The following is a 12,931-nucleotide window of genomic DNA, read 5'->3' on the forward strand; positions in this document are numbered from 1 at the left end:
TATGGGACATATTTTTGAAGGTGTAGGTGTCGCCCTAGCGACACCCTTCACACATAATGAAGTTGATTATGACGCATTAAGAAATCACGTAAACTATTTACTCGATAATAACGCTAAATCTATCGTGGTAAATGGTACAACAGCTGAGAATCCTACACTAACAGATGAAGAAAAAGATCATATATTAGAAGTTGTTGTTAATGTCGTTGATGGACGTGTACCTGTTGTCGCAGGCACAGGTACCAATAGTACGCAAAAATCAATACAAGCGTCAGTACGTGCGAGAGAAATTGGTGCAGACGCTATTATGTTAATTACACCTTACTATAATAAGACGAATCAACGTGGTTTGATTGCCCATTTTACAACAATTGCAGATGCAGTTAAATTACCAGTCATCTTATACAATGTGCCATCTCGTACTAATATGACCATTGATGCAGATACTGTTGCAACATTGAGTGAAAATGAATATATCGTTGCATTAAAAGATGCGACGAATGACTTTGAATATATGGATGATTTGAAACAACGACTGAATCTCGATACATTCGCGCTATATAGTGGTAATGATGATAATGTTGTGGAATATTTTGATAAAGGTGGACATGGTGTCATTTCCGTTGTAGCTAATGTAATTCCAAAATCATTCCAAGCATTATACGATGATAAACAACAAGGCGCACATATCGAAGAACAATTTCAACCGATTCAAACATTATTAGATGCATTATCCATAGATGTTAACCCTATTCCTGTAAAAGTACTTACTGCGGTAGAAGGTTTCGGGAATTATGAAGTTCGTTTACCACTTGTGCCACTTGAAGACAAGGAACGCCAATCTTTAGAAGCAGCATATGAAGCATATAAAGCAGGTGAAAATATATGAAAATACTCTTGATTGGTTATGGTGCCATGAATCAACGTGTTGCACGTTTAGCTGAAGACAAAGGACATGAAATTGTAGGTATCATTGTTAGGGATGCTTCAAAAGGTTATCCCTACCCTACTTTTGAACGTATAGCAGAAGCTGAAAATGCAGATGTTGCGATCGATTTTTCAAATCCTGAATTATTATTGCCTTTATTAGATGATAATTTTAATTTACCACTAGTGATTGCAACAACTGGTGAAAAGGATGAAATCATTCATAAATTAAAATCACTAAGTAAGGATATGCCAGTATTTTTCAGTGCTAATATGAGTTATGGTGTCCATGCATTGACTAAAATTTTAGAAGCAGCAGTGCCACTACTACAAGATTTCGACATTGAATTAACAGAAGCGCATCATAATAAAAAAGTGGATGCGCCTAGTGGTACACTTGTTAAACTATATGATGTTATTGCAGAATTACGTGACAAGACGACGCCAGTCTATGACAGACATGAACATACTGAAAAACGTACACAAGACGAAATCGGCATTCATGCTGTTCGAGGAGGCACTATTGTCGGCGAACATGAAGTCTTATTTGCTGGTACTGATGAAACTATTGAAATCACACATCGTGCACAATCAAAAGACATTTTTGCAAATGGTGCGATTGGTGCAGCAGAAAAATTAATAAATAAAGCAAATGATTATTATACTTTTGATAATTTATAAACAATAAGGAGCGAATTTAATTATGGTACAACATTTAAGCGCAGAAGAAATTATTCAATATATTAGTGATGCAAAGAAATCTACCCCACTTAAGGTCTATGTAAATGGTCGTTTTGACAATGTTACATTTCCAGATAGTTTTAAAGTATTTGGTTCGAACGATTCAAAAGTTATTTTCTGTGAAGCAGATGAATGGAAACCATTTTATGAGCAAAATCAAGCAACGATAGATGAAATTGAAATCGAAATGGATCGACGTAACTCAGCCATCCCATTGAAAGATTTAACAAATACCAATGCGCGTATTGAGCCTGGTGCATTTATTCGTGAACAAGCGATTATTGAAGATGGTGCAGTTATTATGATGGGTGCAACTATTAATATTGGTGCAGTTGTTGGTGAAGGTACAATGGTTGATATGAATGCGACACTTGGTGGTCGTGCAACAACTGGTAAAAATGTGCATGTTGGTGCTGGATCCGTATTAGCCGGTGTGATTGAACCACCTAGCGCTTCACCTGTTGTCATTGAAGATGATGTGTTAATAGGTGCAAATGCAGTTATACTTGAAGGTGTACGTGTCGGTGCTGGTGCCATTGTTGCAGCTGGCGCAATTGTGACACAAGATGTTCCAGCAGGAGCTGTAGTAGCTGGTACACCAGCTAAAGTGATTAAACAAACAAGTGAAGTAGAAGATTCTAAACGTGAAATTGTTTCAGCATTAAGAAAATTAAACGATTAGTAATTTACAGTCATAAAGAAACGATAATATTGATTTAAGACAGAGGATGTCAGCAATAATATTTATGAAGGAGGTATATTCGATACAAAATAATAGATTTGTATCGTACCTCCTCATTTTTATAATATTTGAACGATACATATCAGTCATTGAAATACATGATTAATTTTTGGAATATTACTCAAAGGATTTGATTAGGATGAACGAATTAGAATTTGTAACAACACATAGACGTTATTTACATCAGCACCCAGAATTAAGTTTACATGAATTTGAAACGACAGCTTATATTGCTAAATATTTAGATTCATTAGATGTAGTTTATGAGCGTCCCCTAGACACTGGCTTAGTTGCATATTTACCAGGCAACAGTAATCATACAATCGCCTATCGTGCAGATATTGATGCCTTACCTATTTTTGAAGAAAATGAAGTAGATTATAGAAGCAAAATTGATAATGTGATGCATGCTTGTGGACATGATGGTCATACAACAGCGTTAATGTTGTTTGTCCAACGTTGTAATGCATTAGCAGATCAAGGTGCCCTGCCACATAATATTGTATTTATTTTTCAGCCAGCTGAAGAAACAGGCGGTGGTGCAAATCGTTTGATTCGAGCAGGTGCTTTTGATAAATACCCAATTGAAGCTGTCTTTGGTGTCCACGTGATGCCTTTTGAAAATGAAGGTCGCGTGGTAATTAGGGATGAAGAAATAACGGCAAGTGCAACCGAGTATCGATTTTATTTGAATGGACTTTCAAGTCATGTTGCTGATAAAGAACAAGGTCATTCATGTGGTGAAGCGTTGCAACATGTTTTAAGCCAAGTTGGACAAATTCAACAATATCATTTAAATGGTTTGAAACGAAATATCGTTCATATGGGTCACTTTGAAGCGGGAGAAGCGATTAACACTGTGCCTAGTCATGGTTATTTAGAAGGTACAATTCGAACATATGATGTTAAAGATTTACAAATTGTACAACAACAAATGGCTAAGATTGCAGAAAGTGTTGAATTGCTTTTCAATGTCTCATGTGAAGTTAAATTTGAAGAAGGTTATCCACCAACGTATAATGATCCACAATTACGAAGCTATGTAGAAAATGGATTGAAAAAAGCGAATTTTGAAGTCATCGATAAACCAACGCCCTACTTATTTGGTGAGGATTTTAGTTTTTATAGTCAGCTAGCGCCAAGTTATTTTGTATTTGTTGGTGTTCGAGACGAAGGTAAAGGCTATGTTACAGGTTTGCACACTGCGCATTTAAATTTTAATGAACATATGTTGATACGTATTGCAGACTATTATGAACAAATATTAACAACTTATAGTGAGGTGTATACACAATGACAGCCATTTGGTCCGTAGATACAGCATCATTTTGTGATAATGCAAAGAGAGTAAAGCAGAATAATACAATTATGGCAGTCGTAAAAAATAATGCCTATCACTATGGTTTGGAATTTGCAATAGAACAATTTTCTAAAATTGGAATTGATACGTTTAGTACAACGTCTTTAAAAGAAGCTGTGCGTATACGTGAACTTGCGCCTAATGCAACCATTTTTTTAATGAATGCAGTGTATGATTTCGATACTTTACGTGATTACCGAATTCATATGACCTTGCCTTCCCTGTCATACTACTATGAACATTTTAATGATCTTTATGATATTTCAATACACTTAGAGTATGAGAATTTATTGCATCGTTCAGGCTTAAAATCTATTGATGAAATTAAGGAAGTACTACATCATCATTATCAAAATCAACAATCACACAAAATGAATATCGTTGGTTTATGGACGCATTTTGGTTATGCTGATGAATTCGATGTGCCAGACTATCAAATTGAACGAGATGCTTGGTTAAAGGTTGTAGATACTTTAATCTCAGAAGGATATACGTTTGAGATGATACATGCTCAAAATAGTGCGAGTTATTATCGAGAAAATGGTGTTTTAAATCATCATACACACGCCCGTGTGGGTATCGCTTTATATGGTTCAAGACCCTATCAATCTATTGCAGAAGATAGCATTCAACAATCTTTGGCGGTTAAGGGGAATGTGATTCAAGTGCGAGAAGTTAGTAAAGGTGATTATTGTGGCTATAGCTTTGCTTATGAAGCAACGAAAGATCATACGAAATTAGCTGTTGTGGATATCGGGTATGGTGATGGAATCTTAAAGGCTAGAGCAAAGCATGAAGCTTTAATTAATGGCAAACGTTACCCTATTCGAGCATTGATGATGAGCCATATGTTTGTAGAAGTTGATGACAGTATCCATGCACGCGATGAAGTTATATTATATAATAATGATATACGCGTTGATGAATATACATTCAAAGGCGTTGGCGCTAATTCTGAACAATTAAGTGCTATGAATCACCACTCATTAATAAAGGAGTATAGATAATTTATGGTAGTAGAATATAACACTAATGGTGAGTTAACCATGGGCGGTACAAGTCTTAAAACAATTGCACAAAGCTTTGGTACACCTACAATTGTTTATGATGAAGTACAAATTAGAAATCAAATGAGACGCTTTCATAAGGCTTTTCAAGAAAGTGGATTAAATTATAATATATCATATGCATCAAAGGCATTTACTTGCTTACAAATGGTTAAATTAGTACAAGAAGAAGGTCTTGAGCTAGACGTTGTTTCTGAAGGTGAATTATATACTGCTTTAGAAGCTGGCTTTGATGCACAACACATTCATTTTCATGGGAATAATAAGACGAAGCATGAAATAAGATATGCATTAGAAAATAAAGTTGGTTACATCGTTGTGGATTCTCTAGAGGAAATTGATCTCATTGATCGTTATGCTAGTGAATCAGTAAACGTTTTGTTGCGTCTTAATCCAGGTGTCGAGGCACATACACATGAATTTATCCAAACTGGTCAAGAAGATAGTAAATTTGGTTTATCCATTAAATATGGTTTAGCAATTCAAGGTGTTGAAAAAGTGAAAGCATCTAAACATTTAAATCTTAAAGGTGTCCACTTCCACGTTGGCTCTCAAATTGAAGGCACAGAGGCTATGATTGAGACGGCTAACATCGTAATCAAATGGCTCAAAGCAAATGAAATTCAAATAGAACTTATGAATTTAGGCGGTGGATTTAGTATTAAATATGTTGAAGGTGATGTGAGCTTCCCTATCGAATCTGGAATTGCAGAGATTACATCAGCCATTAAGCGTATTGCACAGGAAACAGATTATCCTGTACCAGAAATTGGCATAGAGCCCGGTCGTTCGATTGTTGGTGAAGCAGGTATCACATTATATGAGGTCGGGACAATTAAAGAAATCCCTGAGGTAAATAAATATGTTTCTATTGATGGTGGAATGAGTGATCATATTAGAACATCACTGTATGACGCTCAATATGAAGCATTACTTGTTAATAGAAATGATCCTAAAGATGAAACAGTTACCATTGCAGGTAAACTCTGTGAATCTGGTGATATTATTATTAAAAATGCTAAATTGCCAAGTACAGTGAAGCGTGGAGATTATTTAGCGATATTATCTACAGGAGCGTACCACTATTCTATGGCGTCAAATTACAATCAAATGCAAAAGCCATCCGTATTCTTCCTAAAAGACGGTAAAGCTAGAGAAGTTATTAAACGTCAATCACTCCGTCAATTAATTATAAACGATACAAAATAAATAAAGGTTGTCCCCTATTTTTGAGCTGTACTTTTCAAAGTAGACATTGTAAAAAAATGAATACTTTGAAGCGTGCAGTTTATTTTCGGGTGACAACCTTTGTTTTGTTTATGTAATACATCAGTTTTGACAAACATGACATATAATATAAACGTATAAATTGAGAGGTATGAAATCTGCAATAAATGATTTTTATAAAAAAAAGAACCTTTAACAAGGTTCTTTAGATAGTCAATATTGCAATCTATATTATAGTTTTACAACGTTTGCAGCTTGAGGACCGCGGTCGCCTTCAACTACTTCAAATTCAACTGATTGACCTTCTTCTAATGATTTGTAACCTTCTTGGTTAATTGCTGAGAAGTGTACGAATACATCGTTTTCTCCTTCAACTTCGATAAAACCAAAACCTTTTTCAGCGTTAAACCATTTTACTGTACCTTGTTTCATAAATGTGAAACCTCCAAGACTAATATTCATTCAATATGCTTATTCGCATATTACAAAAAATACAATGACACAGTGTAAAGCTGTTAGTACAATATTCTTTGCAATATGGAATAAAAACAATTGCTTGACTAACATTATAAAGCATTTGCTGTTAACTTGCAAGACTAATGTGAATAAACTGTTTATTCAACTATAGGTAGATCATAAAAAATTTCATTATCATTTAAAACAATATAACTATAGAATATTTGTAAATCTTCATCGCAATCTTCACAAAATCCTAATTCACAATTATTATAAAATGCATGTATATTGTATTTTCCAACTAGATAATTATCGTAGTCTTTTTTACTTTTTAATATTAAGTTTTGATAGTAGCTCAACATGTCGTCGTAATTTTCGAAATCATATTGTTTTATAATTTGCTCAGGCCAGTCACTAAATAACCACCAACCTTCGTAATCCGCTCTAATTTTTGCAACTGTCCACATGTAACTTCACCCTTTCACAGCACATCTAATCATTAAAGATAAGTAATCCCACATTCCCTATCCAAGTTTTAGATTTATAGTACAAATTGGACAAACGTATGTATTTCTTTCGTTATATATACGATTAATAAAAATATCCCCTATTTATATATAGAATTAAGATTTAGTTTAGTGTTATCTTATTTTGGATCCATACAATTTTGCCTATGTGTAATATTTTAACGTGTTAGAAGTCAAAATCAAGTTATCTGACTCATACTTTTGACCGATAAGCCGATGTTATATAAACGTAAATATTAGTTTTGTAAAGCAAAATTTCGTATAATGTACTTTAAGAGGTGATTATATGCAACGCAAACATATTCAAGTATTTGGAATGGTACAAGGTGTAGGTTTTCGTTATTATACTGAAAAAATAGCACGTAAATATAAAATTGTAGGTACTGTGCAAAATGTCGATAACTTTGTTGACATATATGCCCAAGGAGAGGAACAGCATCTATCACAATTTATTAATGCTGTTACTGAAGGTGCCTCTCCAGCATCACATGTTGAAGATTTTACGATAGAAACATTAAATATTGATGAATCATTGGAAAAATTTAGAACAATATAAAGGAAGATGAAATTTGAGATATAATATTTCTCGTATTTTGGGTACAATAGTTGCTTTACCAGTAGCAGTCATCGCATGGATTGTTAGCATATTTGCTTTAGATATTTATTTCATTTTCGACTTACTCATATCTGTAGCAACATTTATCATCTTTTATTTCCCGACACAAAGGTTGACATCAAGAAAGTATTTGAATGAAATTGGTTTAACTCGGCGTGATTATCATTTTGTAAATGGACAGTTAAATAATGCGCAAGATAAAATAAGAAGAATCTTTAAGACCTTTGTCAATGTGAGATCTATTAAAGATTTTAGGCAAGTCAATGAAATTTACCGGATATCCCGAGCTATCTATTTTGCCGTTAAACAACAGCCGGGTCAGTTTTTCAAAGTAGAAAGTTTCTTCTATTCACATATTGATAATGCATTGAATTTAATTGAGGCATATACGAGATTATCTAAATCACCGAAAAAGTCTAAAGAAGAAAAACAAAAATTAGAACAAACACGTATTACACTAGATGAAGTAAAAAGAACGCTTGTTGCAGACTTACGTAGAATTAACGATGAAGATTATAGTCGTCTAGATATAGAGATGGAATTAAACAAATTAGAGCAAAAACGAAATAAATGATATCGACTTTATAGATGAATGGAGCGGAATTTTATGGTTAGAGAACAAGATGCTATTAATTCACATCCATTGGATAAATATATTGATGATCATTCAGCGAACGAAACTGAAATCGTCAAAAATGCAGCGCAGTTTTCACAAGAAGACCAGCGTAAAATTGATCAACTCAGTAAGCAAATTAAGCCAATGGATCATGATGCTTTGTTGAATTATGGAACACAAGCACAATCAAATATGTCACAGTTTTCACATCGTATATTAAATGAAGTGAAAACGACTGACGTTGGTCCTGTCGGTGACTCGTTAAATGGATTAATGAGTAAACTAAAGTCTGTAAATCCGGATGAATTAAACCCTGAAAATCAATCTAAATTAAAACGTATTTTCAGACGGACCAAAGCATCGGTCAATGAAATATTTTCAAAAATGCAGTCTGTAGGTTCACAAATAGACCGCATTTCAATAGAATTAGACAAACATAAAAATAACTTAAAAAAAGATATCGATATGTTAGACGAATTATATGATATGAATAAAGATTATTTTGATGAGTTATCTATATATATTGAAGCAGCAAAAAAGAAACAGTATCAATTACAACAAGAAGAAGTTCCTAAATTGCGCAATCAAGCTAAATCAACAGGTAATCAAATGGATGTGCAAGCGGCTTCTGATATGGAACAATTCATCGATCGTTTAGATAAACGTATTTATGACTTGCAATTATCACGACAAATTGCGATTCAAACTGCACCACAGATTCGCATGATTCAAAATGTCAATCAGGCACTTGCAGAGAAAATACAGAGTTCTATTTTGACGAGTATACCATTGTGGAAAAATCAAATGTCTATTGCTGTGACTTTAATGCGTCAACGTCATGCGGTTTCAGCACAAAAAGCAGTTACAGATACAACGAATGATTTATTGTTGAAAAACTCTGAACTGTTGAAACAAAATGCGATAGCTACAGCTACAGAAAATGAACGTGGTGTCGTAGATATAGAAACACTTAAAACAACGCAAAATGATATTATTGAAACTATTGAACAAACGTTGCAAATTCAAGAACAAGGTAGAACCAAACGTAAACAAGCAGAAACTGAATTGAATGAATTAGAGACAGAGTTACAAAATCATTTACTAGATATGAAATCTAATAAATCATAAGTTAAAGCCCCGTGTTACTTATTTACAAGTAATACGGGGCTTTTGTATTTGAATTATTGCTTTGTTTTAGATGAACTTTCTTCTAGGATGTTCGACTTATCATTTTTGGATTTCGTTTCAGTGATAATTTTCTGTTCGACAGCTAATTTGTGCGCAATTTTAGGTGCAGTCCAAACAGCTGGAAGCATAATAATTGATATGGGAACTGCAGTAATAATAATAAATGACTGTATAGCATTAATACTACCTTCACCAATATTAATGAGAATAATTGAAATAACGCCCATAATCACTACCCAAAATAGTCTAACCATTTTCGGAGGATCACCTTCACCTGTTACAGACATTGAAATTGAAAATGACATTGTATCTGCAGTGGTAATTACAAAAATTAATGTCAGCAATAATAAAACAATTACAAGGACTGTGCCTAGTGGTAAATGCGAAGCAATCGAAATTACAGCGGCTGGCAGACCATTATCTGCTAAAGGATTACTAATTGCCCCACTATTTTTTGTTTCATAGAACAAACCACTGCCACCTAAAATAGAAAACCAAACATGTGATACAACAGCTGATACGATAGATACAAGTAGGAATATTTCTCTAATTGTACGACCTTTAGATACACGAGCCACTAACATACCCATTAAAGGACCATAACCTATAAACCAACCGAAGAAGAATAGCATCCATGCGCCTGCCCACTTATCGTCGCCTCTAAAAGTACTAATTTCTAAAAAGTGTGTGATATAGACACCATAAGAAGAAATAAAAGTATCTATTATAAAGCGACCAGGGCCTAATAATAATATAAATACTGCAAGTGCGATTGCAAGCCAGACATTTAATTTACTTAAAAATTGAATACCTTTATCAATACCTGTAGTTGCAGATATTGTTACAATAACCATCAATCCACCTACAGATAGAATCTGTGTGACAAGGTTATCTGGAATACCAAATATACTATGTAACCAGTAACTGAATTGGAAACCAAAAAAGCCAATTGTCCCGATTGTACCAGCAACTGCACCTAATATACAGAATACATCAATAATCCATCCAATTTTATTCTTTTCAATTTTACTACCGAATATTGGATATAAAAGTATACGTGGGCGCATTTTCATATTTTTATTATAATGCGCATACATAATAATAATACCAGTAACAGCACCATAGACTGCCCATGCAGTGAAGCCCCATGATGTGAAACTTTGTGCCATAGCAGCAGGGATTGCACGTGTACTATTATCTTTGATTGCAGGATCCATTGTTGGTGGAACATCAATAAAGTAATACATAGGCTCAGCAGCTGCCCAGAATATTGCTCCAGCGCCTAATCCTGATGTAATGACGATTGCCGCCCATCTGAAATAACCCATTTCAGGTTTTGAGGCATTACCAAGTCGCACTCGGCCATATTTTGAAAATGCTAAAAAGGCACCAACTGCAAATGTTGCCAATAATAAAACTTGCCAAAATGCCCCGAAATAAGTAATAGAAAATTGAAACCCTTGTTGAACGAAAGTTGAAGTTGCTTTAGTAAATATGGACGACATCAATACAAATAGTACGAGTATACCCCCACTAATTAAGAATACCGGCCAATCTAATTTTTCTTTCCAATGTTTAGAATTAATGTTATTCGACTCCTCTATAATACGTGTAATCAAAATGAAAGTAGCTATTTACTAACGCAATGATTTAAAATCGCATCAGTGCCGCCATCGATTTATTTTGATAATACACTTAAAGTAAAGAGTATAGCCTACTTTTGAAAACTAAGCAATTGCGTTTTCAAAATACTTGTTTAAACCATAATTAAAATAGTAATAATTTTATATATCAAAAAGAAGTAGGACAGAAATCTAACTATACTAAAATGGTTCTGTTACCCCACACTGACAAGAAAGACCGAATTGAAAAATTCACCTGAGCTGAAGCTTATACATAAGTCTCACTAATTTAATGAATGAAGCAGTGAGATTTTACATTTTCAATTCAGACATATACTCTCTAATTAAAAAATCTGAGACATTTATTTATGTCTCAGATTCATATAAACACCTATTCTTTTTCGTAAACAATTGGTTTTTGATTTTTAACCATTGCAGCAACAATGTAACCTATAATTGTTGTTACTACTGCAATTGGGAACCACTCAAGTGAATATGATTTTAATGGAAGGCTATCGATAAAACTCAATTTCAACCAACCTTCGGTATGCATTACACTTAAAATAGAAATAATAGATACGACGGCTACTGGAATTTGTTGCGCAATTGGTTTTGTCGGTACAAAGCGTGCAATTAAGATTAATAATACAGAAGTAATTGCAACTGGGTAGACAATGCTTAATACTGGTACAGACATTGAAATTACAGAATTTAAGCCTTGGTTAGCTAATATAAAGCTGATTAAAGTAAAGATAATAACATAAGCTTTATATGAGATTTTAGGGAAAATTCTGTGGAAGTATTCAGATACTGCCACTACTAAACCACATGCTGTAGTTAAACAAGCAAGTGCTACGATAATACCTAGTAAGTATTTGCCAAATGTACCAAAACCGGCACTTGCCATAGTTGTTAATAAATAAGTACCAATATTTTGGTCTTTTGCTGTTAAACTCGCAATTTTTTCAGGTGTAATGGCCATGTGATTTCCGATAAAACCTAATGAAATATAGATGAACATTAAAGCAACTGCTGCGATAATACCGGCCATTAAAGTTTGTTTGAAAATTTTGTTAGCGTGTGTGATTCCTGTTGCTTTCACTGCATTCACAACAATCATTGAAAAAGCAATCGCTGCGATGGCATCCATTGTAAGATAACCGTTAGTGAATCCTTGTGAGAATCCAGTTAAATTTGACGTGAATGCTTCAGCTGCTTGACTATGGTCGTTATTACCATAATCGACAAACCCTTTAACAATCATTGCTAAAATTGTAATTAATAATAATGGTGTTAATAGTGACCCGATACGATCAACCATTTTATTAGGATTAATACAGAGATATAATACAATTAGGAAATATATAACTGTAAAAATAAATAAAGCTAAATTACTATTTGTATGTGCAATTGGTGTTACAGTCATTTCAAAAGATGTAGATGCTGTACGTGGAATTGCAAATAAAGGACCGATAGTAAGATAAATGATAATTAAAAAAACTATCGAAAATTTCGGTGATATTTTATTTAATGAACCAATGTACCCTTGTTTGTCTAACGCGCCCACGATGACTCCGAGTAGTGGTAAGCCAATTCCTGTGAGTGCAAATGCTAAGATGGACGGCCAAAAATATTGCCCACTATCTAAGCCTAAGTTTGGTGGAAATATTAGGTTCCCTGCGCCAAAAAACATAGCGAACAATGTGAAACCTATAATCCATGTGTTTTTATTCATATGTTGTTCTCCTTCTAACCAATAAAATAATATTATTCATTCTATCACGTTTAATAAGATAGCGTCTATATAAATTTCAGAATATTTAAAAATATGGCGACTATTTT

General features: G+C 33.8%; 13 protein-coding genes. 9 read left to right on the top strand and 4 right to left on the bottom strand.

Going from position 1 to position 12,931, the window contains the following annotated elements; all coding sequences use genetic code 11:
• The first annotated feature begins 1 nt into the window (after nt 1).
• From dapA to lysA, 6 genes are all read left to right on the top strand, one after another.
• Entirely contained in the window at nt 2–889 is an 888-nt protein-coding gene (gene dapA, locus ACSULM_RS06830; protein ID WP_436861592.1) for a 4-hydroxy-tetrahydrodipicolinate synthase, read from the top strand.
• On the top strand, nt 886–1,608 hold the full coding sequence (gene dapB / locus ACSULM_RS06835) for a 4-hydroxy-tetrahydrodipicolinate reductase (RefSeq protein ID WP_436861595.1): 723 nt from the start codon (nt 886–888) through the stop codon (nt 1,606–1,608). The genes dapA and dapB overlap by 4 nt, the downstream gene beginning before the upstream one ends.
• Before the next feature lie 22 nt (nt 1,609–1,630).
• Nucleotides 1,631–2,350 carry a 2,3,4,5-tetrahydropyridine-2,6-dicarboxylate N-acetyltransferase gene (dapD, locus tag ACSULM_RS06840; protein WP_436861598.1) on the top strand — a complete coding sequence of 240 codons (720 nt, stop codon included), beginning with the start codon at nt 1,631–1,633 and terminating at the stop codon, nt 2,348–2,350.
• A 199-nt stretch (nt 2,351–2,549) separates the two neighbouring features.
• Complete coding sequence (locus ACSULM_RS06845) at nt 2,550–3,707, top strand: amidohydrolase (RefSeq protein WP_436861600.1); 1,158 nt, start codon at nt 2,550–2,552, stop codon at nt 3,705–3,707.
• Entirely contained in the window at nt 3,704–4,777 is a 1,074-nt protein-coding gene (locus ACSULM_RS06850) for an alanine racemase (RefSeq protein WP_436861601.1), read from the top strand. The genes ACSULM_RS06845 and ACSULM_RS06850 overlap by 4 nt, the downstream gene beginning before the upstream one ends.
• Nucleotides 4,778–4,780: 3 nt before the next feature.
• The gene (gene lysA / locus ACSULM_RS06855; protein WP_436861603.1) at nt 4,781–6,046 is read left to right on the top strand and encodes a diaminopimelate decarboxylase; all 1,266 of its coding nucleotides are present in this window, start codon (nt 4,781–4,783) and stop codon (nt 6,044–6,046) included.
• A 249-nt stretch (nt 6,047–6,295) separates the two neighbouring features.
• On the opposite strand, the gene cspA is transcribed toward lysA, so the two are convergent.
• On the bottom strand, nt 6,296–6,496 hold the full coding sequence (cspA, locus tag ACSULM_RS06860; protein WP_001831260.1) for a cold shock protein CspA: 201 nt from the start codon (nt 6,494–6,496) through the stop codon (nt 6,296–6,298).
• A 182-nt stretch (nt 6,497–6,678) separates the two neighbouring features.
• Entirely contained in the window at nt 6,679–6,987 is a 309-nt protein-coding gene (gene msaA / locus ACSULM_RS06865) for a regulatory protein MsaA (RefSeq protein WP_436861604.1), read from the bottom strand.
• A gap of 346 nt (nt 6,988–7,333) precedes the next feature.
• Between msaA and ACSULM_RS06870 the strand changes: the two genes are divergently transcribed.
• The 3 genes from ACSULM_RS06870 to ACSULM_RS06880 are packed head-to-tail and all read left to right on the top strand — an operon-like array spanning nt 7,334 to nt 9,407.
• Nucleotides 7,334–7,603 carry an acylphosphatase gene (locus tag ACSULM_RS06870; protein WP_436853834.1) on the top strand — a complete coding sequence of 90 codons (270 nt, stop codon included), beginning with the start codon at nt 7,334–7,336 and terminating at the stop codon, nt 7,601–7,603.
• 13 nt (nt 7,604–7,616) lie between these two features.
• Complete coding sequence (locus tag ACSULM_RS06875) at nt 7,617–8,237, top strand: 5-bromo-4-chloroindolyl phosphate hydrolysis family protein (protein ID WP_436853835.1); 621 nt, start codon at nt 7,617–7,619, stop codon at nt 8,235–8,237.
• A 33-nt stretch (nt 8,238–8,270) separates the two neighbouring features.
• Nucleotides 8,271–9,407: a toxic anion resistance protein gene (locus ACSULM_RS06880; protein WP_436861605.1), complete on the top strand. Its 1,137-nt coding sequence runs from the start codon at nt 8,271–8,273 to the stop codon at nt 9,405–9,407.
• Nucleotides 9,408–9,460: 53 nt separating this feature from the next.
• Here the strand turns inward: ACSULM_RS06880 and ACSULM_RS06885 are convergent, their stop codons facing one another.
• Both ACSULM_RS06885 and brnQ3 read right to left on the bottom strand, forming a co-directional pair.
• A complete protein-coding gene (locus ACSULM_RS06885; RefSeq protein ID WP_436861676.1) occupies nt 9,461–11,053 on the bottom strand; it encodes a BCCT family transporter in 1,593 nt (530 codons plus the stop codon).
• A 427-nt stretch (nt 11,054–11,480) separates the two neighbouring features.
• On the bottom strand, nt 11,481–12,824 hold the full coding sequence (gene brnQ3 / locus ACSULM_RS06890) for a branched-chain amino acid-like transporter carrier protein BrnQ3 (RefSeq protein WP_436861606.1): 1,344 nt from the start codon (nt 12,822–12,824) through the stop codon (nt 11,481–11,483).
• Nucleotides 12,825–12,931: the final 107 nt, after the last annotated feature.

This window comes from Staphylococcus caeli, assembly GCF_051413795.1.
In the GTDB taxonomy this organism is placed as follows: Bacteria; Bacillota; Bacilli; order Staphylococcales; family Staphylococcaceae; genus Staphylococcus; species Staphylococcus caeli_A.

Bases quoted from the DNA above. Each gene is read 5' to 3' on its own strand.
- dapA (WP_436861592.1), top strand. From the start codon at position 2: ATGGGACATATTTTTGAAGGTGTAGGTGTCGCCCTAGCGACACCCTTC.
- dapB (WP_436861595.1), top strand. From the start codon at position 886: ATGAAAATACTCTTGATTGGTTATGGTGCCATGAATCAACGTGTTGCA.
- dapD (WP_436861598.1), top strand. From the start codon at position 1,631: ATGGTACAACATTTAAGCGCAGAAGAAATTATTCAATATATTAGTGAT.
- ACSULM_RS06845 (WP_436861600.1), top strand. From the start codon at position 2,550: ATGAACGAATTAGAATTTGTAACAACACATAGACGTTATTTACATCAG.
- ACSULM_RS06850 (WP_436861601.1), top strand. From the start codon at position 3,704: ATGACAGCCATTTGGTCCGTAGATACAGCATCATTTTGTGATAATGCA.
- lysA (WP_436861603.1), top strand. From the start codon at position 4,781: ATGGTAGTAGAATATAACACTAATGGTGAGTTAACCATGGGCGGTACA.
- cspA (WP_001831260.1), bottom strand. From the start codon at position 6,496: ATGAAACAAGGTACAGTAAAATGGTTTAACGCTGAAAAAGGTTTTGGT.
- msaA (WP_436861604.1), bottom strand. From the start codon at position 6,987: ATGTGGACAGTTGCAAAAATTAGAGCGGATTACGAAGGTTGGTGGTTA.
- ACSULM_RS06870 (WP_436853834.1), top strand. From the start codon at position 7,334: ATGCAACGCAAACATATTCAAGTATTTGGAATGGTACAAGGTGTAGGT.
- ACSULM_RS06880 (WP_436861605.1), top strand. From the start codon at position 8,271: ATGGTTAGAGAACAAGATGCTATTAATTCACATCCATTGGATAAATAT.
- brnQ3 (WP_436861606.1), bottom strand. From the start codon at position 12,824: ATGAATAAAAACACATGGATTATAGGTTTCACATTGTTCGCTATGTTT.